General features: G+C 44.4%; 20 protein-coding genes, 2 tRNA genes and 1 pseudogene. 21 read left to right on the top strand and 2 right to left on the bottom strand.

The features are described from left to right. The first annotated feature begins 55 nt into the window (after window positions 1-55). Window positions 56-532, top strand: a complete 477-nt coding sequence (gene greA, locus SLS51_RS14375; protein ID WP_112877184.1) for a transcription elongation factor GreA — start codon at window positions 56-58, stop codon at window positions 530-532. A gap of 132 nt (window positions 533-664) precedes the next feature. On the opposite strand, the gene yhbY is transcribed toward greA, so the two are convergent. Next, complete coding sequence (gene yhbY / locus SLS51_RS14370) at window positions 665-958, bottom strand: ribosome assembly RNA-binding protein YhbY (RefSeq protein WP_323839415.1); 294 nt, start codon at window positions 956-958, stop codon at window positions 665-667. A gap of 141 nt (window positions 959-1,099) precedes the next feature. Here yhbY and rlmE point away from each other — a divergent pair, with 141 nt between their 5' ends. From rlmE to SLS51_RS14290, 17 genes are all read left to right on the top strand, one after another. Beyond that, on the top strand, window positions 1,100-1,729 hold the full coding sequence (gene rlmE / locus SLS51_RS14365) for a 23S rRNA (uridine(2552)-2'-O)-methyltransferase RlmE (protein WP_323839414.1): 630 nt from the start codon (window positions 1,100-1,102) through the stop codon (window positions 1,727-1,729). Window positions 1,730-1,786: 57 nt separating this feature from the next. Continuing rightward, window positions 1,787-3,739: an ATP-dependent zinc metalloprotease FtsH gene (gene ftsH, locus SLS51_RS14360; protein WP_323839438.1), complete on the top strand. Its 1,953-nt coding sequence runs from the start codon at window positions 1,787-1,789 to the stop codon at window positions 3,737-3,739. An 82-nt stretch (window positions 3,740-3,821) separates the two neighbouring features. Continuing rightward, window positions 3,822-4,667 carry a dihydropteroate synthase gene (gene folP, locus SLS51_RS14355; protein WP_323839413.1) on the top strand — a complete coding sequence of 282 codons (846 nt, stop codon included), beginning with the start codon at window positions 3,822-3,824 and terminating at the stop codon, window positions 4,665-4,667. Then, a complete protein-coding gene (glmM, locus tag SLS51_RS14350) occupies window positions 4,664-6,001 on the top strand; it encodes a phosphoglucosamine mutase (protein WP_323839412.1) in 1,338 nt (445 codons plus the stop codon). Before folP ends, glmM begins: the two co-directional genes overlap by 4 nt. A gap of 176 nt (window positions 6,002-6,177) precedes the next feature. Next, window positions 6,178-6,516: a preprotein translocase subunit SecG gene (secG, locus tag SLS51_RS14345; protein ID WP_323839411.1), complete on the top strand. Its 339-nt coding sequence runs from the start codon at window positions 6,178-6,180 to the stop codon at window positions 6,514-6,516. Between the two features lie 56 nt (window positions 6,517-6,572). After that, a tRNA-Leu gene (locus SLS51_RS14340) sits at window positions 6,573-6,661 on the top strand. Between the two features lie 58 nt (window positions 6,662-6,719). Further along, window positions 6,720-6,796, top strand: a tRNA-Met gene (locus SLS51_RS14335). Between the two features lie 211 nt (window positions 6,797-7,007). Further along, entirely contained in the window at window positions 7,008-7,460 is a 453-nt protein-coding gene (rimP, locus tag SLS51_RS14330; RefSeq protein WP_036776519.1) for a ribosome maturation factor RimP, read from the top strand. Between the two features lie 21 nt (window positions 7,461-7,481). Continuing rightward, a complete protein-coding gene (gene nusA / locus SLS51_RS14325) occupies window positions 7,482-8,990 on the top strand; it encodes a transcription termination factor NusA (protein ID WP_323839410.1) in 1,509 nt (502 codons plus the stop codon). Window positions 8,991-9,014: 24 nt separating this feature from the next. Further along, a complete protein-coding gene (gene infB, locus SLS51_RS14320) occupies window positions 9,015-11,744 on the top strand; it encodes a translation initiation factor IF-2 (protein ID WP_323839409.1) in 2,730 nt (909 codons plus the stop codon). A gap of 65 nt (window positions 11,745-11,809) precedes the next feature. After that, a complete protein-coding gene (rbfA, locus tag SLS51_RS14315) occupies window positions 11,810-12,220 on the top strand; it encodes a 30S ribosome-binding factor RbfA (RefSeq protein ID WP_323839408.1) in 411 nt (136 codons plus the stop codon). Then, window positions 12,220-13,167 (top strand): tRNA pseudouridine(55) synthase TruB, encoded by a 948-nt coding sequence (gene truB / locus SLS51_RS14310; RefSeq protein ID WP_323839407.1) that lies wholly within the window; start codon window positions 12,220-12,222, stop codon window positions 13,165-13,167. The genes rbfA and truB overlap by 1 nt, the downstream gene beginning before the upstream one ends. Window positions 13,168-13,289: 122 nt before the next feature. Then, the gene (gene rpsO / locus SLS51_RS14305; protein ID WP_323839406.1) at window positions 13,290-13,559 is read left to right on the top strand and encodes a 30S ribosomal protein S15; all 270 of its coding nucleotides are present in this window, start codon (window positions 13,290-13,292) and stop codon (window positions 13,557-13,559) included. Between the two features lie 245 nt (window positions 13,560-13,804). Further along, on the top strand, window positions 13,805-15,934 hold the full coding sequence (pnp, locus tag SLS51_RS14300; RefSeq protein ID WP_323839405.1) for a polyribonucleotide nucleotidyltransferase: 2,130 nt from the start codon (window positions 13,805-13,807) through the stop codon (window positions 15,932-15,934). Window positions 15,935-16,182: 248 nt separating this feature from the next. Further along, window positions 16,183-17,067 (top strand): lipoprotein NlpI, encoded by an 885-nt coding sequence (gene nlpI, locus SLS51_RS14295; protein ID WP_112894265.1) that lies wholly within the window; start codon window positions 16,183-16,185, stop codon window positions 17,065-17,067. A 101-nt stretch (window positions 17,068-17,168) separates the two neighbouring features. Continuing rightward, a complete protein-coding gene (yrbN, locus tag SLS51_RS24140) occupies window positions 17,169-17,249 on the top strand; it encodes a protein YrbN (RefSeq protein ID WP_369293942.1) in 81 nt (26 codons plus the stop codon). Further along, window positions 17,239-19,155, top strand: coding sequence for a DEAD/DEAH family ATP-dependent RNA helicase (locus SLS51_RS14290; protein WP_323839404.1), 1,917 nt, complete (start codon window positions 17,239-17,241; stop codon window positions 19,153-19,155). Before yrbN ends, SLS51_RS14290 begins: the two co-directional genes overlap by 11 nt. A 226-nt stretch (window positions 19,156-19,381) precedes the next feature. Here SLS51_RS14290 and SLS51_RS14285 read toward each other — a convergent pair. Next, window positions 19,382-20,157: pseudogene (locus tag SLS51_RS14285) on the bottom strand (LytS/YhcK type 5TM receptor domain-containing protein); the annotation flags it as partial. 237 nt (window positions 20,158-20,394) lie between these two features. Between SLS51_RS14285 and SLS51_RS14280 the strand changes: the two are divergent. Genes SLS51_RS14280 through SLS51_RS14270 form a run of 3 tightly spaced genes read left to right on the top strand, consistent with a single transcriptional unit; the run spans window position 20,395 to window position 23,667 of the window. Next, window positions 20,395-21,366 (top strand): HlyD family secretion protein, encoded by a 972-nt coding sequence (locus SLS51_RS14280; protein ID WP_323839403.1) that lies wholly within the window; start codon window positions 20,395-20,397, stop codon window positions 21,364-21,366. 7 nt (window positions 21,367-21,373) lie between these two features. Next, window positions 21,374-22,519 (top strand): ABC transporter permease, encoded by a 1,146-nt coding sequence (locus SLS51_RS14275; RefSeq protein ID WP_323839402.1) that lies wholly within the window; start codon window positions 21,374-21,376, stop codon window positions 22,517-22,519. After that, entirely contained in the window at window positions 22,519-23,667 is a 1,149-nt protein-coding gene (locus SLS51_RS14270; RefSeq protein ID WP_323839401.1) for an ABC transporter permease, read from the top strand. Before SLS51_RS14275 ends, SLS51_RS14270 begins: the two co-directional genes overlap by 1 nt. Window positions 23,668-23,709: the final 42 nt, after the last annotated feature.

Raw genomic sequence — 23,709 nt, 5'->3', positions numbered from 1 at the left:
AAAACATCAGGATGATGCTGGTTTTTTGCTCAGGAAAGATTTAGAGGATTAATAAATGAAACAGATTCCAATGACGGTACGTGGCGCGGATAAGTTGCGCGAAGAGCTAGATTATCTAAAGAACGTACGTCGTCCAAAAATTATTTCAGACATTGCTGAAGCGCGTGAACATGGTGATCTGAAAGAAAACGCTGAGTATCATGCTGCTCGTGAACAACAGGGTTTCTGCGAAGGTCGTATTCAGGAAATCGAAGCTAAGCTTTCTAATGCACAAGTGATTGATGTCACAAAAATGCCCAAGGCTGGACGTGTTATTTTTGGGACTACAGTTACGGTTTTAAATGTTAATACTGATGAAGAGCAGACTTACCGGATTGTGGGTGATGATGAGGCGGATATTAAAGAAAATTTAATCTCAGTGAATTCACCAATTGCCCGTGGTTTGATAGGTAAAGAAGTTGATGACGTTGTTATTATCAAAACACCAGGTGGTGAAGTTGAATATGAAATCCTGAAAGTTGAATATATTTAACTTCGGGATTGGCCTGTTGCTATTGATTTACGTTAGGTAAAGTTGCATAAGGATCGTGGAAAAGTAAAAAAGGCCGAATATGGCCTTTTTTATCATAATATGCGCACCGCATTTTACATAAATGTGGTTTGATTATTTAGGTAAAATAATTTTGCGTTCTTCCGATTGGCGGTAAAGAACTAGAATTTTACCGATAATTTGCACATTATATGCACCGGTCTCGCGGACAATTGCATCGGCGATCAAATTTTTGGTTTCACGATCTTCGCCTGCGATTTTGACTTTGATAAGCTCATGGTATGACAGCGTTTGTTCAATTTCGGCCAACACACCCTCGGTCAGGCCGTTATTACCAATCATGACGACAGGTTTTAGCGGGTGAGCGAGACTTTTTAGGTGTTGTACTTGTTTTTTGTTAAGGGCCATTGTTTTTTTGCTTAGTTAGGATTGAAAACGAGACATTCTACCGCCATCTCATCTCTATCACCATAAATAGTGTGTTGTGGTTTTGATGTATGGAGCAATAGATATCTGGCTCTTTATTCGTAGTTATAGTTGGAAAGGACAATGGCCAATAAAAAACGTTCGGCAAGCTCCAGTCGCTGGTTACAAGAACACTTTAGTGATAAATATGTTCTGCAAGCACAGAAAAAAGGGCTTCGTTCTCGCGCTTGGTTTAAACTTGATGAAATTCAACAAAGTGACAAAATTTTTAAACCTGGCATGACCGTTGTCGATTTAGGCGCAGCTCCTGGTGGATGGTCTCAGTACGCAGTGAGTCAAATTAGTGATAATGGGCGAGTGATTGCCTGTGATCTTTTACCGATGGATCCCATTGTTGGCGTCGATTTCCTTCAGGGTGATTTTTGTGATGAACTTGTATTGAAAACATTGCTTGAGCGGGTTGGTGATAACAAAGTCCAGATCGTCATGTCGGATATGGCACCCAATATGAGCGGAACACCTGCGGTCGATATTCCTCGATCCATGTATCTGGTTGAATTGGCGTTAGATATGTGTCGTGATGTGCTGGCCCCCGGGGGGAGTTTTATTGTCAAAGTGTTTCAGGGAGAGGGCTTTGATGAATACCTGAGGGAAATTCGCTCCCTATTTACGAACGTGAAAATTCGTAAGCCAGACGCTTCGCGGGCCCGATCGCGTGAAGTATACATTGTAGCGACAGGGCGGAAACTATAGTACCCTGAATGCTATTTGTTAACACAGTTGTAATATGAGGTTAATCCCTTGAGTGACATGGCGAAAAACCTGATTCTCTGGTTAGTTATCGCAGTTGTGCTGATGTCGTTATTCCAGAGTTTTGGTCCCAGCGATTCCAATAGTCGTAGGGTGGATTACTCTACCTTCATCAATGAATTAGCCCAGGATCAGGTGCGCGAAGTTCGTATCACAGGTCGTGAAATTAACGTTAGTAGGAAAGATAACAGCAGATACACCACTTACCTACCAGTACAGGATGAAAAACTGCTAGATACGTTACTGAATAAAAACGTAAAAGTGGTTGGTGAACCCCCAGAGGAACCAAGTCTGCTAACTTCTATTTTCATTTCCTGGTTCCCGATGTTGCTGCTTATTGGGGTCTGGATTTTCTTTATGCGTCAGATGCAGGGTGGTGGCGGTAAAGGGGCAATGTCTTTTGGTAAAAGCAAGGCCCGTATGCTGACAGAAGATCAGATTAAAACCACTTTTGCTGATGTTGCTGGTTGCGACGAAGCGAAAGAAGAAGTTGGTGAACTGGTTGAATATCTGCGAGAGCCAGGCCGCTTCCAGAAGTTAGGTGGAAAAATTCCGAAAGGTATTCTGATGGTTGGGCCTCCGGGTACTGGTAAGACTTTACTGGCAAAAGCAATTGCTGGTGAAGCGAAAGTGCCGTTCTTTACTATCTCTGGTTCTGACTTTGTTGAAATGTTTGTTGGTGTTGGTGCATCCCGTGTTCGTGATATGTTCGAGCAGGCGAAGAAAGCAGCACCTTGTATCATTTTTATTGATGAGATTGATGCGGTAGGCCGTCAGCGTGGCGCTGGTTTGGGTGGGGGTCACGATGAACGTGAACAGACTCTGAACCAGATGCTAGTTGAGATGGATGGTTTTGAAGGCAACGAGGGTATTATCGTTATTGCCGCGACTAACCGCCCCGACGTACTTGATCCTGCGTTGTTGCGTCCTGGTCGTTTTGACCGTCAGGTTGTTGTTGGTTTGCCAGACGTACGTGGTCGCGAGCAGATTCTGAAGGTTCATATGCGCCGGGTTCCTCTGGATACTGATGTTGATGCTTCTGTCATTGCTCGCGGTACTCCAGGATTCTCAGGTGCTGATTTGGCTAACTTGGTGAACGAAGCTGCTTTGTTTGCTGCCCGTGGTAACAGACGCGTAGTTTCTATGGTTGAATTCGAAAAAGCGAAAGACAAAATCATGATGGGCGCAGAACGCCGCTCTATGGTGATGACGGAAGAGCAAAAGGAATCAACTGCTTATCATGAAGCAGGTCATGCCATTATTGGCCGTCTGGTTCCTGAGCATGATCCTGTTCATAAAGTTACCATTATTCCGCGTGGTCGCGCTTTGGGTGTGACTTTTTTCCTACCGGAAGGCGATCAGATCAGCGCTAGTCGCCAGAAGTTGGAAAGCCAGATTTCAACCTTATATGGAGGGCGTCTGGCGGAAGAGATTATTTATGGCCCAGACAGCGTTTCTACTGGTGCATCTAACGATATCAAAGTGGCGACATCAATTGCCCGTAACATGGTAACGCAGTGGGGTTTCTCGGAAAAACTTGGCCCATTACTCTATGCAGAGGAAGAAGGGGAAGTGTTCCTTGGCCGTTCAGTTGCTAAAGCTAAGCACATGTCTGATGAAACTGCTCGTCTTATTGATCAGGAAGTTAAAGCAATTATCGATCATAACTATCAACGTGCTCGTCAGGTTCTGATGGACAACCTTGATATTCTGCATTCGATGAAAGATGCATTGATGAAGTACGAAACTATTGATGCCCCCCAGATTGATGACTTAATGAATCGTACAAATGTGCGTCCACCGGCTGGATGGGAAAGCGATAATGGCAGCAATAATAACAGTCGCCCAACAGGTAATACACCTCCTCCACAGGCTGCAAAACCAACTGATGACATCAATACATTGGCGCAAGGTGGTGAGCAAGTAGGGCAGTCAGGAAATAAAGATCAGTAATTGTTCCATTGTTTCGTAGTCTGATTGATATTCATGAAACCCCAGGTAAGCCCTGGGGTTTTGACATTGAAGGTAGCCTAATATGAAACTCAGAGCCAGAGACAATATTCTCGATCTTTCCCGCCCACAAATAATGGGTATTTTGAATGTGACTCCAGATTCATTTTCTGATGGTGGGGCTCATAATACCCTGGATATGGCCTTACAACATGCTGAGAATATGATTAATGAAGGCGCTGCGATCATTGATATCGGTGGGGAATCTACTCGTCCGGGAGCTGATGAAGTTAGTGAACAGGAAGAAGTGGATCGTGTTGTTCCGGTTGTTGAGGCTTTAGCTCAACGATTTAATATCTGGATTTCTGTTGATACCTCGAAAGCATTGGTGATGAGTGAGTCAGCAAAAGCTGGCGCCCATTTGATTAACGATATTCGTGCATTACAAGAGCCTGGTGCTTTGGAAAGCGTAGCTAAATCAGGCTTACCCGTTTGCTTGATGCATATGAAAGGCCAACCACGTACTATGCAGGATGCTCTACATTATGAAAATTTGTTAATAGAAGTGAACCAATTTTTTACTGAGCAAATTAAACGTTGTGTGATGGCCGGGATAACAAAAGATAAACTTGTTCTTGATCCTGGCTTCGGTTTTGGCAAGAATTTGACGCATAATTATCAGTTACTGGCGTATTTAAACCAATTTCAGCAATTTGGTTTACCTGTGCTAGCAGGAATGTCGCGTAAATCTATGATAGGTCAGTTGCTTCATGTGCCGCCGCAAGAAAGGGTTATCGGTAGTGTAGCTTGTGCAGTTATCGCTGCTATGCAAGGAGCGCAAATTATCCGAGTACATGATGTCAAAGAAACCGTGCAGGCAATGCACATTGTCGGAGCAACACTTTCAGCAAAGGAAGAAAAGAAATTATGAGCAACCGCAAATACTTTGGTACCGATGGTATCCGTGGCAAAGTGGGCGATAGCCCAATTACGCCAGATTTTGTGTTAAAGCTTGGTTGGGCTGCGGGTAAGGTACTGGCTCGTCACGGTTCTCGTAAGATCATTATCGGTAAAGATACTCGTATTTCTGGCTATATGCTGGAATCTTCTTTAGAAGCAGGTTTAGCTGCGGCTGGTTTATCTGCTTCGTTCACTGGTCCTATGCCAACACCTGCTGTTGCTTATCTGACCCGAACTTTCCGTGCTGAAGCTGGAATTGTTATCTCTGCTTCTCATAATCCTTATTATGATAACGGTATTAAATTCTTCTCTATTGATGGTACGAAACTGCCGGATGATGTGGAAGAAGCGATTGAAGCTGAAATGGAAAAGCCATTGACTTGTGTGGAATCCGCAGAGTTAGGGCGCGCAAATCGTATTGTTGATGCTGCTGGTCGTTATATCGAATTCTGTAAAGGTACATTTCCAAGTGAGCAAAGTCTTAATGGATTGAAAATTGTACTTGATTGCGCTAACGGTGCGACTTACCACATTGCTCCAAATGTACTCAGAGAACTAGGGGCTGATGTTGTGACGATTGGCTGTGAACCAAACGGTATCAATATTAATGAAAAGTGTGGTGCTACCGATGTTCGTTTGTTACAGCAACGGGTTGTAGAAGAGAAAGCAGATGTTGGTTTGGCATTTGATGGTGATGGTGATCGCGTTATTATGGTTGACCATTTGGGACAGAAAGTTGATGGTGACCAGATCCTTTATATTATTGCCCGTGAGGCATTGAGACAAGGACAACTGCGTGGTGGCGTTGTTGGTACGCTGATGAGTAATATGGGATTGGAGTTAGCATTGAAGCAGCTTGGTATCCCATTTTTGCGTACTAAAGTGGGTGACCGTTATGTGCTGGAAAAATTGCAGGAAGAAGGCTGGCGTTTAGGGGCCGAAAACTCTGGTCATGTTATCTTACTGGATAAAACAACTACGGGTGACGGCATTGTTGCTGGCCTTCAGATTCTGAGTGCTATGGTACGTAACCATATGAGTTTGCACGATCTGTGTAGTGGTATGAAACTTTTGCCACAGGTGCTGGTAAATGTTCGTTTCTCTGGTTCACACGATCCACTTAAATCGGAAAGCGTAATTAATACTACTAAATCTGTTGAAGCTGAATTAAATGGCCGTGGACGGGTATTGTTACGTAAATCTGGTACTGAGCCATTGATTCGTGTCATGGTAGAAGGTGAAGATGATGTACAAGTTACTGCTTTGGCCCGTCGTATTGCTGATGCAGTGAAACACGCGGGCTAATTTGTTGTTTTTTTCTCCAAGTGATTCTGATTATTGAAATTAACCTTGCGTATCAGATGTGGTTTGGTTAGTATTCAGACCCACTCGGTCAGGTGATTAGCCTGTTTGAGTGGGTGATGCGGTATAAGGTAGCCACGTAAATCGTGGTAAACCCCACGAGGACATAGGTACGATATATGTATGGAGCTCTTTTAGTTGTTTTCTTGCTAGTTGCTATCGGGCTAATTGCCTTGGTTATGCTACAGCAAGGTAAAGGTGCTGATATGGGTGCTTCCTTTGGTGCGGGTGCCTCTGCAACGCTGTTTGGTTCATCGGGCTCTGGTAACTTCATGACTCGTATGACTGCGCTTTTCGCCACTCTGTTTTTCATTATTAGTTTGGTGCTTGGCAATATGACCAGTAACCAGACTGGTACAAGCAGTAAGTGGGACAACATTGGCGAGCCTGCTAAAGTCGAGAAGTCAACGGAGATTCCGACGGCACCAGTAGCACCAAATAGTGATATCCCGCAGTAATCGTCATAGGAAAGAATTAAGATGAGGCTGTTTAATCAGTGATGGCCTTATGCAGTGCCGAGGTGGTGAAATTGGTAGACACGCTACCTTGAGGTGGTAGTGCCCACACTAGGGCTTACGGGTTCAAGTCCCGTCCTCGGTACCATTATTCGGATAGCTTGCGTTTTTGCAGCTATCGGCGTAATATTTGCCACGTTTTCGAACGCGGGATGGAGCAGCATGGTAGCTCGTCGGGCTCATAACCCGAAGGTCGTCGGTTCAAATCCGGCTCCCGCAACCACTTCTTAAATTAAGATGCGCCTTTTTGAACGAAATAATTCAGCAATATTTGAAATATTGATTCTGATTTAAAGGGGCATGAAGTGAGTGGTTGAAGCCACTGGCAGCAAATAGGGTCCAGTTGCATAAAGCCCCGAATTTCGGGGTTTTTTGTTATTTGACAACAGAACTACTGGGCTAATTAGCCCTTTTTTTATGTCTTGGGGGTGGGCTTGTCCACATTAGAGCAAAAATTAACAGCGATGATTTCAGCACCAGTTGAAGCTTTAGGCTTTGAGTTAGTCGGCTTGGAGTTTATTCGTGCACGTGTTTCTACACTGCGGATTTATATTGATAGTGAGAATGGTATCACTGTTGATGATTGTGCTGATGTTAGCCACCAGGTCAGTGCGGTATTGGATGTCGAAGATCCTATCTCAGTGCTTTATAACCTGGAAATTTCTTCACCTGGCTTAGAGCGTCCATTGTTCACGGTTGAACATTACCAGCGTTTTATTGGTGAGGAAGTCAGTCTGGTTTTACGTATAGCAATGCAAAACCGTCGGAAATGGCTGGGCATTATCAAAACTGTCGACGGCGAAATGATCACGGTTACGGTGGATGGAAAAGATGAAGTGTTCGCACTGAGCAACATCCAGAAAGCGAACCTGGTACCCCACTTTTAAAGTTCGGATGAGGCAACTAGGATGAATAAAGAAATTCTGGCTGTTGTGGAAGCGGTTTCCAACGAAAAATCCCTTCCACGCGAAAAGATCTTCGAGGCGCTGGAAACAGCATTGGCCACAGCCACCAAGAAAAAATATGAACAAGATATTGATGTTCGTGTCAGCATTGACCGTAAATCTGGCGATTTTGACACCTTCCGTCGTTGGTTAGTTGTTGAGGAAGTGACTCAGCCAACTCGTGAAATTACGCTGGAAGCGGCTAGATTTGAAGAGCCTGAAATCGATTTGGGCAGCTATACCGAAGATCAAATTGAATCAGTGACCTTTGATCGTATTACAACGCAAACCGCTAAACAGGTTATTGTACAAAAAGTACGTGAGGCTGAGCGCGCTATGGTTGTTGACCAGTTCCGCGAACAGCAAGGTGAGATCATCACCAGTGTGGTTAAGAAAGTCAATCGTGAGAATATCACTCTTGATTTAGGCAATAATGCTGAAGCAGTTATCCTTCGCGAAGATATGTTACCAAGGGAAAATTTCCGCCCAGGTGACCGCGTGCGCGGTGTGCTGTATGATGTTCGCCCTGAAGCACGAGGTGCGCAACTGTTTGTCAGTCGTTCCCGCCCAGAAATGCTGGTTGAACTGTTCCGTATTGAGGTTCCGGAAATTGGTGAGGAGCTAATTGAAATTAAAGCTGCGGCTCGTGATCCGGGTTCTCGCGCTAAGATTGCAGTAAAAACGAATGACAAGCGTATCGATCCGGTAGGTGCTTGCGTTGGCATGCGTGGTGCGCGAGTACAGGCTGTTTCCAGTGAGCTGGGCGGCGAACGAATCGATATCGTACTGTGGGATGATAATCCTGCTCAGTTTGTCATTAATGCTATGGCTCCGGCTGATGTTGCATCTATTGTTGTCGACGAAGACAAGTGTACGATGGATGTTGCCGTTGAAAGCAACAACTTAGCGCAGGCTATTGGCCGTAATGGTCAAAATGTGCGCCTGGCTGCGCAGTTGTTGAAAAAACACCGTGGTGATGACAAATGGGAATTAAATGTCATGACTGCTGAAGAGTTACAAGCAAAACATCAGGCAGAAGCTCATGCTTCTATTGATACATTCACTAAGCATCTCGATATTGATGAAGAATTTGCTACTGTTCTAGTCGAAGAAGGGTTTTCAACTCTGGAAGAATTGGCCTATGTACCAATTAAGGAACTTCTGGCAATTGAAGGCCTTGGTGAGGAAACTATCGAAGTCCTGCGTGAACGTGCGAAAGCTGCTTTAACTACTCTGGAACTGGCTCAGAAAGAAAGCCTCAGTGATAAACAACCAACTGAAGAGTTGTTAAATCTGACTGGTATGAATCGTACTCTGGCATTTGACCTGGCTGCCCGTGGCATCTGTACGCTGGAAGATCTTGCCGAGCAGGGTATCGACGACCTATCTGATATTGAAGGTTTGAATGATGAGAAAACAGGCGAGCTCATCATGGCTGCCCGAAATATCTGTTGGTTTGGCGATGATGCGTAATAAACCGTAGCAGGAAGGAACAGCATGACAGATGTAACCGTAAAATCACTGGCAGAAGAGATACAGACTTCGGTTGATCGCTTGGTACAGCAATTTGCTGATGCAGGGATTAAAAAAACTGAAACTGATTTTGTCTCCCAGAAAGAAAAAGAAGCTTTACTGGCACATTTGAACCGCGAACAAGGTGGCTCAGCTGGTAAACCCGATAAATTGACATTGCAGCGTAAGACACGTAGTACGCTGAATGTTTCAGGCACCGATGGTAAAAGTAAACCGGTAGCCGTTGAGGTCCGCAAAAAGCGTACATATGTGAACCGTGATGCAGTTGAACAGGCTAAAGCGGAAGAGCAAGCGAAGCGTGAAGCGGAAGAGCAAGCACGGCGCGAAGCAGAAGAAAAAGCGCAACGCGAAGCCGAAGCAGCAGCGAAGAAACTCGTTGAAGAGCAGGCTAAACGTGAGGCAGAAGAAAAGGCCAAACGTGAAGCAGCTGAAAAAGCTAAGCGCCAGGCAGCGGAAAATGAAAAAGTGACCAATCAACATACCGAACATAAACAGAAACCAGCACAGACTGATAAAACAACTCAAAGTGAAAAAGCACGCCGTGAAGCAGAAGCTGCCGATCTTAAGCGTAAAGCAGAAGAAGAGATGCGTCGTAAGGTAGAGGAAGAAGCTAAACGCGTTGCTGAGGAAGCTCGTCGTATGGCTGAAGAGAATCAGGATAAGTGGTCAAGTGATTCAGATTCCATTGATAGCGACGATTATCATGTCACTACCTCCCATCATGCCCGTGCAGCAGAAGACGAAAATGATGCTAAAGTTGAAGGTGATCGTCGTGCCCGCAGTCGTAGTGGTAAGGCTACTCGCCAGAAGAAAAATAATAAACATTCTGAATCTAAAGCAGATCGTGAAGAAGCCCGCGCCGTTGGTCGTACAAAAGGCAAGCAGCGTAAAACCAGTACATTGCAACAAAGCTTCAATAAGCCTGTAGCTGCTGTTAACCGTGATGTTGTGATCGGTGAAACTATTACTGTTGCTGAATTGGCGAATAAAATGGCTGTCAAAGGTTCTCAGGTCATCAAAGCCATGATGAAAATGGGTGCAATGGCAACCATCAATCAGGTGATCGATCAGGAAACGGCACAGCTGGTTGCTGAAGAAATGGGTCATAAAGTTATCCTGCGTCGTGAGAATGAGCTGGAAGAAGCGCTGATGAGCGACCGCGATACAGGTGAAGCTGTTGCTGAACCGCGCGCGCCGGTTGTGACCATCATGGGTCACGTTGACCACGGTAAAACTTCTCTGCTGGATTATATTCGTTCTACGAAAGTTGCTTCTGGTGAGGCGGGTGGTATTACCCAGCATATCGGTGCTTACCATGTTGAAACTGAAAGTGGCATGATTACTTTCCTGGATACCCCTGGGCATGCTGCATTTACTTCAATGCGTGCACGCGGTGCAAAAGCTACCGACATCGTGGTTCTGGTTGTCGCCGCTGATGATGGCGTGATGCCTCAGACTATTGAAGCTATTCAGCATGCAAAAGCAGCGAATGTGCCTGTAGTTGTTGCGGTTAACAAGATCGACAAACCAGAAGCTGATCCGGATCGCGTGAAGAGTGAGCTTTCTCAGCACGGTGTTCAGCCTGAAGAGTGGGGTGGTGAAACTCAGTTTATCAATGTATCCGCTAAAGCAGGTATTGGCATCGATGAATTGCTGGACGCAATCTTACTTCAAGCCGAAGTTCTTGAACTAAAAGCAGTCCGTTCTGGTATGGCAAGCGGCGTTGTTATCGAATCATTCTTGGATAAAGGCCGTGGCCCGGTTGCGACAGTGTTGGTTCAGGAAGGTACTTTGAACAAAGGTGATATAGTACTTTGTGGCTTTGAATATGGACGAGTTCGTGCAATGCGTGACGAGCTAGGTCGTGAAGTGTTCTCTGCGGGGCCATCTATTCCAGTGGAAATCCTTGGCCTATCCAACGTACCTGCGGCTGGTGATGAAGCAACTGTTGTACGTGATGAAAAGAAAGCTCGTGAAGTTGCTCTGTATCGTCAGGGTAAATTCCGTGAGGTCAAACTGGCTCGCCAGCAGAAATCTAAACTGGAAAACATGTTTGCTAACATGGAAGAAGGTGAAGTTTCTGAATTGAATATTGTTCTGAAATCTGATGTTCAGGGATCATGTGAAGCGATCCGTGAAGCATTAGAACAATTGTCTACTGATGAAGTGAAAGTGAAAATCATCGGCTCTGGCGTAGGTGGTATTACCGAAACTGATGCAACATTGGCCGCTGCTTCTAATGCAATTATTCTGGGCTTCAATGTTCGCGCTGATGCTTCTGCACGCCGGGTTGTTGAAAATGAAAGTTTGGATCTACGTTATTACTCTGTTATCTATAGCCTGATTGATGAGGTTAAGCAGGCAATGAGTGGTATGCTGGCGCCTGAATATAAACAGCAGATCATGGGACTAGCAGAAGTTCGTGATGTGTTTAAATCACCGAAATTTGGTGCGATTGCAGGTTGTATGGTGACCGAAGGTACTATTAAACGTAATAATCCAATTCGCGTGTTGCGTGATAACGTAGTGATTTATGAAGGTGAATTGGAATCCCTTCGCCGTTTTAAAGATGACGTTAACGAAGTCCGTAATGGTATGGAATGTGGTATCGGTGTTAAGAACTACAACGATGTTCGTGTTGGTGACATGATCGAAGTATTTGAAGTTATTGAAGTTAAACGATCTATCGCTTAATTCCTACCACTGGTTAATTTCATTATTGAGGGGCTTTTGCCCCTCAAATGTCAGGAGATATAACAATGGCAAGAGAATTCAGTCGTACTCAGCGCGTTGCACAGGAAATGCAAAAAGAGATTGCCATCATTTTACAGCGAGAAGTGAAAGATCCCCGAATCGGTATGGCGACTGTTTCTGGCGTTGAAGTTTCTCGTGATTTGGCTTATGCCAAAGTATTCGTCACCTTTCTGAATGTGTTGACTGAAGAACATGATTCCGATGTGGTAAAGAATGGTATTAAGGCATTGAATGAAGCTTCTGGTTTTATTCGCTCTCTGCTGGGTAAAGCAATGCGTTTGCGTGTCGTACCAGAGCTGACTTTCTCCTACGATAATTCCCTGGTGGAGGGGATGAGGATGTCCAATCTGGTTACTAATGTTGTAAAGAATGATGAACAGCGCCGGACTTCTGCGGATCACAAAGAGGAGAAGTAATGGGGCATCGTCGTCGTGGTCGTGATATACATGGTGTGTTGTTACTGGATAAGCCGCAGGATATTTCTTCTAATGATGCGTTACAAAAAGTAAAACGTGTTTTCAACGCTAACAAAGCTGGTCACACCGGTGCGTTGGATCCACTGGCAACCGGTATGCTACCGGTTTGCCTTGGTGAAGCGACGAAGTTTTCCCAGTTCTTACTTGATTCTGACAAGCGTTATCGAGTGATAGCTCGTCTTGGTCAGCGAACTGACACATCTGATTCACACGGGCAAATCATCAGTGAAAGGGCAATCCAGCTAAGTCAGGCTCAACTTGATGCAGCTTTGGATAAATTCCGTGGTGATACCATGCAAATTCCTTCCATGTATTCTGCACTGAAATATCAGGGAAAACCATTGTATGAGTATGCTCGTCAGGGTATTGAGGTCGAACGCGAAGCACGGCCAATTACAGTCTATGAATTACAGTTTATCCGTTGGGAAGATGATGAACTGGAATTGGAAATACACTGTTCGAAAGGAACTTATATTCGCACTATTATTGATGACTTCGGTGAATTATTAGGCTGTGGTGCTCACGTTATTTATTTAAGACGTTTACAGGTAGCGAATTATCCAAATGATCGCATGGTGACACTTGAGCAATTATATGAATTACAAAAGCAGGCCAAAGATCAGGAAATACCTGTAGGCGAATTAATTGATTCATTACTATTACCGATGGATAGTGCAATTGCTCATTTCCCAGAGGTTAATTTGATTCCAGTAGTTGCGGCTTATTTTAAACAAGGTCAGGCGGTGCGCAGTGCCAAATCCCCAGCTTTAGTTGAAAGTATGGTACGTGTAACTGAAGGTGATGAACGGAAATTCATTGGCATTGCTGTTATCAATGATGATGGGCTTGTTGCTCCCCGCCGTTTAGTTGTTGAAAGCCGGGATTAGGGTATTTTGGGCTATCTTGCGCTTAACTTATTTGCAGCGTAGAATGGCGCAGTTATATGTTGGGTGGCTGAATTAGAGATCGGCACCTGTAATTTTAGTTTATATGTTTTTGGAGTTGTAATATGTCTCTAAGTACTGAAGCAAAAGCGCAAATTATTGCTGAATTTGGTCGTGATTCGAATGACAGTGGTTCTAGTGAAGTACAGATTGCTTTGTTAACTGCACAGATTAACCACTTGCAAGGCCATTTTTCAGAGCACAAAAAAGATCACCACAGCCGTCGTGGTCTGCTGCGCATGGTTTCTCAGCGTCGTAAACTTCTGGACTATCTGAAGCGTAAAAATGTAACAAGTTACACTGCGCTGATTGGGCGTCTTGGCCTGCGTCGCTAATCGAGCAAGTTTCAGTGGAAAGGGGCCATATATGGCCCCTTTTCTTCTGAGAAGCCATCATAGATAACAGCATAAAAATGCTGGTGGTGGTTTTTGTTAAGGCTCTTCAGTTACAGAGGTTCGCGCGGCTAATGAGAGTGCTTAAGGGAGTAAGACCTGTCGTTAGTCGCGAGGATGTGGCATGGAGAGATCATTCATTGTTGTCTGCTGAATATAAAAGGCAATGTTAACGAAAGGATATTATTTTGCTTAATCCGATTGTTCGTAAATTTCAATATGGTCAACATACCGTTTCTATCGAAACAGGTATGATGGCTCGCCAGGCCACAGCTGCTGTCATGGTCAATATGGATGACACGGCTGTATTTGTCACTGTGGTTGGTCAAAAGAAAGCAAAAGAAGGTCAGGATTTCTTTCCACTGACTGTTAACTATCAGGAGCGTACTTATGCTGCTGGTCGTGTTCCAGGCAGCTTCTTTCGCCGTGAAGGTCGTCCAGGTGAAGGAGAAACGTTGGTCGCTCGTTTGATTGATCGTCCTCTGCGTCCTCTGTTCCCGGAAGGTTTCCTGAATGAGGTGCAGATTGTAGCAACAGTTGTTTCTGTTAACCCGCAAGTTAACCCAGATATTGTTGCAATGATCGGTGCTTCTGCTGTGCTGGCGCTATCTGGTATCCCGTTCAATGGCCCAATTGGCGCTGCTCGTGTTGGTTATATTAACGATCAGTATGTGCTGAACCCAACCAGTGATGAGCTGAAAAATAGCCGTTTGGATCTGGTGGTTTCAGGTACTGCTGGTGCTGTGCTGATGGTTGAGTCTGAAGCAGACATTCTAACTGAAGAGCAAATGTTAGGTGCGGTAGTATTCGGCCATGATCAACAACAAGTGGTTATTGATAACATCAATGCGTTGGCTGCGGAAGCAGGTAAAGAAAAATGGGATTGGGTGCCAGAATCTGTTAATCAAGCGTTGCATGACCGTGTAGCTGAATTGGCAGAAGGCCGTCTGGGTGATGCTTATCGTATCACTGAAAAACAGGAGCGTTATGCTCAGGTTGATGCTATCAAAGAGGAAGTTACGGCAGCGCTGTTGGAACAGGATGAAGCTTTAGAGGAAGCTGAAATCCATGAAATTCTGGGTAGTTTAGAGAAAAAAGTTGTTCGTAGCCGTGTCTTGCGTGGTGAACCACGTATTGATGGTCGTGAAAAAGATATGGTGCGTGCATTGGATGTACGTACTGGTGTTCTGCCCCGAACTCATGGCTCTGCGCTGTTTACCCGTGGTGAGACTCAGGCTTTGGTTACTGCGACTTTGGGTACAGAACGTGATGCACAGATCATTGACGAGTTGATGGGAGAGCGCACAGATCGTTTCCTATTGCACTACAACTTCCCGCCATATTCTGTTGGTGAAACAGGTATGATGGGTTCACCAAAACGTCGTGAAATTGGTCATGGTCGTCTGGCCAAACGTGGTGTGGCGGCAGTTATGCCAAAAGCTAACGAATTCCCATATACCGTTCGGGTAGTTTCTGAAATTACGGAATCAAACGGCTCGTCTTCAATGGCATCTGTTTGTGGGGCATCTCTTGCGTTAATGGACGCAGGTGTGCCGATTAAAGCTGCTGTTGCTGGTATTGCAATGGGGTTAGTGAAAGAAGGCGATAATTTTGTTGTTCTGTCTGACATCTTGGGTGATGAAGATCATTTGGGAGACATGGACTTTAAAGTGGCGGGTAGCTGTGAAGGTATCAGCGCGCTGCAAATGGACATCAAAATTGAAGGCATTACCCGTGAAATTATGCAAATTGCTCTGAATCAGGCAAAAGGTGCGCGTTTGCATATCCTGAGTGTAATGGAACAGGCAATTAACTGCCCACGTAATGATATTTCTGAATTTGCACCACGTATTCACACTATTAAGATCAACCCTGATAAGATCAAAGATGTTATCGGTAAAGGTGGTTCAGTTATCCGTGCACTGACAGAAGAAACTGGTACTACCATTGAGATTGAAGATGATGGCACAGTGAAAATTGCTGCAACTGATGGTGAAAAAGCAAAACATGCCATTAGTCGCATTGAAGAAATAACTGCTGAGATCGAAGTTGCTCGTGTTTACACTGGTAAAGTAACCCGCATTGTTGATTTTGGCGCGTTTGTTGCTATCGGTGGTGGTAAAGAAGGTCTGGTACATATTTCTCAGATTGCTGATAAGCGTGTTGAGAAAGTGGCTGACTATTTGCAGGTTGGTCAGGAAGTCTCAGTTAAAGTCTTGGAAATTGATCGCCAGGGTCGTGTTCGCCTGAGCATTAAAGAAGCGACAGTCGGCGTAATTGTCGAGGATACACTAGTGGCACCACAATCAGCAGAATAAATTTGATGTATATACCCTATGGATTTCAAGATGGATCGCGACGGCAAGGGAGTGAATCCCCGGGAGCATAGATAACGATGTGACCAGGGTGAGCGAGTGCAGCCAACAAAGAGGCAACTTGAAAGATAACGGGTATAAACGGTGTCTTGTAAAAAGGCACCGTTTATAGACTCAGGGCAGGAGGCCCAATAAATGCAATATGGGTGATAGGGCATTCTTAATCAATGTCTGACTTTCGGGAGTAGGAAATGAATCTTTTTCTGCGCTGGTGTTATGCTGTAGCAATACTTCTTTTGGCAGGATGCAGCAGCAAGGATTGGCGTAAAAACGAAGTTTTTGCTATTCCGTTACAACCTTCATTGCAGCAAGAAGTCATTCTGGCTCGTATGGAACAGATTCTTGCGAGTCGGTCATTGACAGAAGATGAGTACGCACAGCTTTTATATGAGAGAGGTGTGCTGTATGATAGTCTCGGGCTAAGAGCTTTGGCACGGAATGATTTTTCTGTTGCCTTATCTATTCGGCCTAATATTCCAGAGATTTTTAATTATCTGGGAATTTACTTCACACAGGCTGGCAATTTTGATGCCGCCTATGAAGCGTTTGATTCTGTATTAGAGCTTGATCCAACTTACAATTACGCGCGTCTTAACCGTGGAATCGCGTTGTATTACGGTGGTCGGTATAAGTTAGCGCAGGATGATCTGCAGGCGTTTTATCAAGACGATCCAAATGATCCTTTCCGTTCGTTGTGGTTGTACCTAGTGGAAAAAGAATTTTATCCTAAAGGGGCGATGGTAAACTTGTCGCAACACTACGAAAAAGCGAACCGGGGGCAATGGGGCTGGAATATAGTTGAATTCTATTTAGGCAAAATTAGTGAATATACATTGATGAATCGCTTGAAAGAGAATGCAACGGATAACACTTCGCTCGCTGAGCATCTCAGTGAAACTGACTTCTATTTAGGTAAACATTACCTAAGTCTGGGGGACAAGGATAGCGCATCTGCGTTATTCAAGCTGACGGTAGCTAACAACGCACATAACTTTGTTGAGCACCGCTATGCATTGTTGGAATTGGCGCTGTTAGGCCAGGAACAAGATGACCTATCAGAATCGGACCAGCAATAGCTGACGAACATTTCGAGATCGATTAGCAAAGTCCATCATCTTGACCGATGAGGGCTTATTTGTTCGTTTAATTAAATACTTTGAGCCAGTTCACATTTTAAATGAAAATTACCGAAATTTTTTTCGATGCGTTATGTAGACTGGCCGCCATAACTAATGAGGCACCATTACATGACCACTGAGACTGAAATCTCTTTTGCTGATCTGGGTTTATCAGCACCTATCCTTTCTGCACTGGAAGATCTTGGCTATGAAAAGCCATCTCCAATTCAGCAACAATGTATTCCCCATTTATTAAATGGCCGTGACGTACTGGGTATGGCGCAGACGGGGAGTGGTAAAACAGCGGCATTTAGTCTGCCTTTACTGCATAATATCAATGCTGAGTTGAAAGCTCCGCAGATCCTTGTGTTGGCACCGACCCGTGAACTGGCGGTACAGGTAGCCGAAGCGTGTGCAGATTTTTCTAAACATATACGTAACGTGAATGTTGTTGCACTGTATGGTGGGCAACGTTATGACGTTCAGTTACGCGCTTTACGTCAAGGGCCACAAATTGTTGTGGGTACACCTGGGCGTCTTCTGGACCATCTGAAGCGTGGTACGTTAGATCTGTCTAACCTGAGCGGTTTAGTTTTGGATGAAGCAGACGAAATGCTGCGTATGGGCTTTATCGAAGATGTTGAAAACATCATGAGCCAGATCCCTGCTGAACATCAGACTGCGCTGTTCTCTGCAACTATGCCAGAAGCTATCCGTCGCATTACTCGTCGTTTTATGAACGATCCGCAAGAGGTGCGTATCCAAGCGAGTGTAACGACTCGTCCTGATATCAGCCAGAGCTATTGGTCTGTTTACGGTATGCGTAAAAATGAAGCTTTGGTGCGTTTCCTTGAAGCTGAGGATTTTGATGCTGCGATTATTTTTGTGCGTACCAAAAATGCAACGTTGGAAGTAGCAGAAGCACTGGAGCGTAATGGCTACAACAGTGCGGCGCTAAACGGTGATATGAACCAGGCACTGCGTGAGCAGACATTGGAACGTCTGAAAGATGGCCGTTTGGATATTTTGATTGCAACTGATGTTGCAGCGCGTGGTTTGGATGTTGAGCGCATCAGTCTGGTTGTTAACTATGACATTCCAATGGATGCGGAATCTTATGTTCACCGTATTGGCCGTACTGGCCGTGCAGGTCGTGCAGGTCGTGCGTTGTTGTTTGTAGAAAACCGTGAACGTCGCTTGTTACGTAACGTTGAACGTACAATGAAGCTGGCTATCCCGGAAGTTGAACTGCCAAATGCTGAATTGCTGAGTCAGCGTCGTCTGGAAAAATTTGCCGCTAATGTGCAGCAGCAATTGGAAAGCAGCGATCTGGATCAGTACCGTACTCTGTTGTCTAAACTGCAACCTGCGGAAGATCTGGATATAGAAACGCTGGCAGCTGCATTATTGAAAATGGCACAGGGTGAGCGCCCGTTGATTTTGCCTCCAGATCCGGCTCGTCGTCCTCGCCGCGAATTCAACGAACGTGACGATCGTCGTCGTAATAATTCTGATGATCGTGGCGAACGTAGTGATCGTCCTCGTCGTGAACGCCGTGATGTCGGTGAAATGGAGTTGTACCGTATTGAAGTGGGCCGCGATGATGGTGTTGAAGTTCGTCATATCGTTGGTGCGATTGCTAACGAAGGTGATATTAGCAGCCGTTATATTGGCAACATCAAATTGTTTGCAACGCATTCCACGATTGAATTGCCAAAAGGCATGCCAGGTGATTTATTATCCCACTTTACCCGTACCCGCATTCTGAATAAACCAATGAATATGCAGTTAATGGGTGATGCACAGCCATTTGAACGCCGCGAGCGTCGTGGTGGTGGGCGTAACAGTAACGGTAACGGTAACAACGGTAATGGCCCTCGTCGTGATCGTGAGAGTTTCAATGGTGGTGGCCGTCGCTTCAATGGTGAACGCCGCAGTGGTGAAGGTCGTGGTGAAGGCCAAAGCCGTAGCAGTTTCCGTGGTCGTGGTGATGATCATGCTTCATCTGCTCCACGCCGTCGTTATAACAATAGTAACGCACAGTAATCATTTGGACTGATGCTTAAATAATAAAGCGGCTCTTTTTACAGGAGCCGTTTTTGTTGCCGGTTAATTGCTTCAGTATTTCTATAATAAAAAAGCTGCTTTTTATATATACCCAATGGATTTCAAGATGGATCGCGACGGCAAGGGAGCGAATCCCCAGGAGCATAGATAACGATGTGACCGGGGTGAGCGAGTGCAGCCAACAAAGAAGCAACTTGAAAGATGACGGGTATAAATGCCAGGAGTTTTTCTCTGTCTGTAATAGCAACTGCGCCGATTTCCAGTTGCTGATAAATAACTTTTGCTACTCGCATACTGTTATTTTCATTAAATCCTTTTCGCAGAATACCCTCCGTATAGACAGCGATTTTCAGTGCCTGAGCAGAAAATGCACTAGTATATTTTTCAAATATCGCTCGCCGGTCAAGTAGGATACGTATAAACATTGCTGAGCCGATACTATTGGTGACGATCATAGGGGCTGAAATATTTTTGACCAATGCTAATGCTTCACTGTATGGACGGGCGAGCAGTAGTAAAATGCCCATCTGTATTATTTCAGCACAAAACGTGACGATAGCGGCTGTCCAGGGATTAATCAGTTGGTTTGTCTGACCACGTTTTGTCAAATAGTTGTGGATAATGCCACCGATTAAATCTTCAATAATGGTCGATATCATGCAACTAAAAGCGGTCATCCCACCAAGGGAGTAGCGGTGCAGTCCACCGGTTAATCCCACCAGCGCGCTGACACTTGGCCCACCTAGAAGGCCGCCAAGGACCGCACCAATAGCGCGGGTATTGGCAATGGAATCACCTACATGCAATCCAAAATAAGTTCCCATAATACAAAAAATGGAAAAAGTGATATAACACAGTAGGTTATGAGGTAAACGCACAGTGACTTGTAACAGTGGAATAAATAGAGGTGTTTTACTTAGTAGCTAGGCAATAACCAAACATCTGTTGTAGTAATAACAACACAAGATTAAATTCGTACATAGACTTTCCGGGAGGATTTGTGAATGTTATTAGTTTACAGAAACAGCTAATAATATTATTAAAAGTTTAGTTTAAGTAGGTTAATATTTGACAAGAATCATAAACCACTACACTATTATGAAGCGTTTTCCTTTCTGTCAGTGATTATACGCACAAACATATAAGAAATTTTCCGTAGAACAATGAGAAGCTATAGCGTTAGTTTCGGGTCGGGTAATTTTGGATGTGTAAGACATCATGAAAAAAAGAACACTTTTTACGATTTTACTGGTTATTTTGCTCACGGCAATGGCTGTGTTATTTCGTTCCCATAACCAATATTTGTTGTTGCAAGGAGAAGTTGATGCACCGGAAGTGATTGTGGCATCTAAAGCTAAGGGGCGAGTGATCAAACGTCATGTTGAACGGGGAGATGATGTTAAGGCAGGACAGTTGCTGATTACACTTGAAAGCCCCGAATTGCTAGCCCAGATTGCTTCACTAGAAGCTGCTCGTGATCAAGCGAAAGCGCAGTTGGAGCAATCTTTGCATGGAACACGAGAAGAAAGTATTCGGAATCTGGAAGCGGGTTTGGCACAAGCTCAGGCCGAATATGATAATGCGGTACGTGAATATGATCGTATTCAGAGCGTAGCGTCTAAAGGCTATGTTTCACGGAACGATCTAGATAATGCCCATAGAAGTAGGGATGTTGCCTATCAGAAAATGCAGAGTGCAAAAGCGGCATTGGATGAAGGTATGCATGGTGACAGAATTGAACTGCGCCAGAAATATGCAGCAGCTTTGCGTCAGGCTGAACAGCAACTGATCGAGTTACAAACCCAGAGTAATGATTTGCAGGTCAAAGCACCTGTCGCGGGGGAAGTTGGGCCGATTCCGGCAGAAGTTGGTGAATTATTTAATGCTAATAGCCCCTTGGTGACATTAGTCCGTGTACCAGAAGCTTATTTTATTTATAACCTGCGGGAAGATATTCTGGCAAAGGTGCACAAAGGGGATAAAGTCAAACTTCGTCTTCCTGCGCTAGGTGATAAAGAGATCGAAGCCGAAATTCGTTATATCTCTCCGATGGGTGATTACGCGACTAAACGTGCAACTCGTGCCACCGGTGATTTCGATTTAAGAACCTTTGAAGTGCGCTTATATCCCTTACAGACTATTGAAGGTTTGCGTCCTGGTATGAGTGCTTTGTGGCGTTGGGATGAGTAGGTGACTGATGCGGAGCAAGGTTGCATGGCGTGGTTTCGAACGCGCTTTTAGCCAAGAAATCCGGGCTGTGATTCGTAGTCCGGTTTTTCACTGGTTAAGCTGGTTATTTCCTTTGATGCTATTTGTGCTGATCAGCGCTAATTTTTCAGAAGGGACATTACTCAATCTGCCAGTATCGGTGGTTGATAATGATCAGAGCCCGCTGTCACGTCATCTAATACGTAACTTGGACGCGGCTTCTCATGCGCAGATTAAATCTTATGATGGCGGATTGCAGGAATCTCTTGAACGGCTTGGTAGTGCTAAGGATTATTCCTTACTTTATATCCCGCACGATTTTGAAGCTAATGCACTCAAAGGACACCAGCCAACCGTGCGTATGTATTACAACGCGTTGTTTTATGGTGCCGGAAGTTATTCTATTCAAGATCTCAGTGGATTAATGGCAGAGATTAATGCGAAGTACCGTTCTATATTGGCGACAGAAATGGGCCATCAGTCACCTCCATTAGCCAATGTTACGCTCGTTTATGACAGCCTTTTTAATGCCAGCGGTAGTTACATCTATTATAAGCAGTTTGCGGCCACAATCCATTTATTACAGCTTTTTGTTGTAACCTGCACGATTTATAGCATGGCACGCAGCAAGATGCTGATGACAATGAAACCGTTTACTTTCGCTCTGTTGGGAAAATTGGCACCTTATACCCTGTTTTTTACTCTGTTGTTGATTGTCGAATTGGCTGCTCTGATTGGTGTATTTGATGCAAAAGTGAATGGTAACCCAATATATATGGTGGTAGTAGGTTTCTTCTACGTCATTGCCGCTCAAAGTATTGGTCTTTTGCTGTTTACTTTCACTAATAGCACACTGACGGCTTACAGTTTAATCGGGGTGCTAGTAAGTATTGCGACAACTTTTTCAGGTATGTCAGTGCCAGAATTATCAATGATATTGCCGGCGCGGATAATTGCCAATATTGAGCCTTTAACACATGCTTTAAATGCGATGTTTGATATTTTTCTGCGTGAGGTTTCTTTACTGGGTATTTTATCTGTTTGTGCTTTATTACTTATTTATCCAGTCGTTTGCTTTCTGTTAGTACGAAACCGGTTATTTAAACGGCTTGGCTTGCCACAGGGTAATGAATAATGCAGATGTATTGGCAAACTTTTCGCCGGGTATTAATGGGAATGTTGGAAAAGCCCATGTGGATGTTGATGCTGGTTTCCTTGTGTATGATGAGTTTGGTATATGTCCGGCCAACAGTATGGGATCTACCGGTTGCCGTGATCGACCAGGATCACAGCTCTGCTAGTCGCGCTTTGATACGCCAGATCAATTCTACGGCTAAAATTGCTGTCCATAACTATGATAATTTAGCTGATGCTCGTCACGATCTACTGCTACGTGAAATTTTTGCGATTATTATTATCCCGGCGGACTTGGAGAAAAATATCCTTAATGGAAAAAATATCACCTTTCCGATTTATGGCGATGCAACCAGCCGTCTTGCTAATGGACAAATTCAGCAAGAATTGACCTCTGCTCACCGGCAATTGCTAAACGAATATAACAGAACGTTATTATTGAAATATGGTTTTAGCCCTGAACAGACAGAATTATTATTGATGCCGATTCGTAGTGAAACTGTTGGGCTATTTAATCCTGGTGTTAGTTTTGCCGCAATTGTTTTTCCCGGTTTGTTGGTGATGTTATTACAACACTCGTTATTGATATCTTGTGTACGGGTCAGTATTACAATACGTGGTACACCGAAAGGTAAACCACCATTACCTGTCTATTTGGGAGCGTTGTCGGCGTTATTACCAATTTGGCTTTTTCTCTCCATCATCTTTTTTGTGCTTTGGCCGTGGGTATTGGGATACCGGCAGGAGGCGTCTATTCCTTTGTTATTAATGCTGACGTTCCTGTTTATGTTGGCGGTACTTGGATTAGGGAAATTAGTGACAGAATGTATGCGCAGTGTAGAAATGATCTATTTGACGATCGCCTTGCTTACCACGCCTGTGTTCTATATTTCCGGCACCATTTGGCCAGTACAGGCAATGCCTGATTGGGTGAGAGCAATTTCTTCTGCTTTACCGTCTACTTGGGCAACAAAAGCGATTGCCGGTGTTAACCAGATGGGATTGCCAGTACAGAATGTATTGGGAGATATCGCTATGATGCTGGTTCTTGGTGTGATTTATACTCTGCTAGGAATTTTGATAGGTATGGCGCGTAATGGTGAATTCAGGAAAATAACCTATTATTTGCGTAGAATATTTAGGTCATGATTCCGTATTTTTATTTTCCATATAATTGAATTTTATTATATA

It is taken from the genome of Photorhabdus africana, from assembly GCF_035181445.1.
Classification (GTDB): Bacteria; Pseudomonadota; Gammaproteobacteria; order Enterobacterales; family Enterobacteriaceae; genus Photorhabdus; species Photorhabdus laumondii.
This window is presented reverse-complemented; position numbering and strand designations above follow the sequence as displayed.

Coding starts and splice junctions, on each gene's coding strand:
- yhbY (WP_323839415.1), bottom strand. CDS start 958: ATGGCCCTTAACAAAAAACAAGTACAACACCTAAAAAGTCTCGCTCAC.
- ftsH (WP_323839438.1), top strand. CDS start 1,787: ATGGCGAAAAACCTGATTCTCTGGTTAGTTATCGCAGTTGTGCTGATG.
- SLS51_RS14280 (WP_323839403.1), top strand. CDS start 20,395: ATGAAAAAAAGAACACTTTTTACGATTTTACTGGTTATTTTGCTCACG.
- SLS51_RS14270 (WP_323839401.1), top strand. CDS start 22,519: ATGCAGATGTATTGGCAAACTTTTCGCCGGGTATTAATGGGAATGTTG.
- nusA (WP_323839410.1), top strand. CDS start 7,482: ATGAATAAAGAAATTCTGGCTGTTGTGGAAGCGGTTTCCAACGAAAAA.
- glmM (WP_323839412.1), top strand. CDS start 4,664: ATGAGCAACCGCAAATACTTTGGTACCGATGGTATCCGTGGCAAAGTG.
- rlmE (WP_323839414.1), top strand. CDS start 1,100: ATGGCCAATAAAAAACGTTCGGCAAGCTCCAGTCGCTGGTTACAAGAA.
- SLS51_RS14290 (WP_323839404.1), top strand. CDS start 17,239: ATGACCACTGAGACTGAAATCTCTTTTGCTGATCTGGGTTTATCAGCA.
- rbfA (WP_323839408.1), top strand. CDS start 11,810: ATGGCAAGAGAATTCAGTCGTACTCAGCGCGTTGCACAGGAAATGCAA.
- infB (WP_323839409.1), top strand. CDS start 9,015: ATGACAGATGTAACCGTAAAATCACTGGCAGAAGAGATACAGACTTCG.
- rpsO (WP_323839406.1), top strand. CDS start 13,290: ATGTCTCTAAGTACTGAAGCAAAAGCGCAAATTATTGCTGAATTTGGT.
- greA (WP_112877184.1), top strand. CDS start 56: ATGAAACAGATTCCAATGACGGTACGTGGCGCGGATAAGTTGCGCGAA.
- SLS51_RS14275 (WP_323839402.1), top strand. CDS start 21,374: ATGCGGAGCAAGGTTGCATGGCGTGGTTTCGAACGCGCTTTTAGCCAA.
- folP (WP_323839413.1), top strand. CDS start 3,822: ATGAAACTCAGAGCCAGAGACAATATTCTCGATCTTTCCCGCCCACAA.
- nlpI (WP_112894265.1), top strand. CDS start 16,183: ATGAATCTTTTTCTGCGCTGGTGTTATGCTGTAGCAATACTTCTTTTG.
- truB (WP_323839407.1), top strand. CDS start 12,220: ATGGGGCATCGTCGTCGTGGTCGTGATATACATGGTGTGTTGTTACTG.
- secG (WP_323839411.1), top strand. CDS start 6,178: ATGTATGGAGCTCTTTTAGTTGTTTTCTTGCTAGTTGCTATCGGGCTA.
- yrbN (WP_369293942.1), top strand. CDS start 17,169: ATGAAAATTACCGAAATTTTTTTCGATGCGTTATGTAGACTGGCCGCC.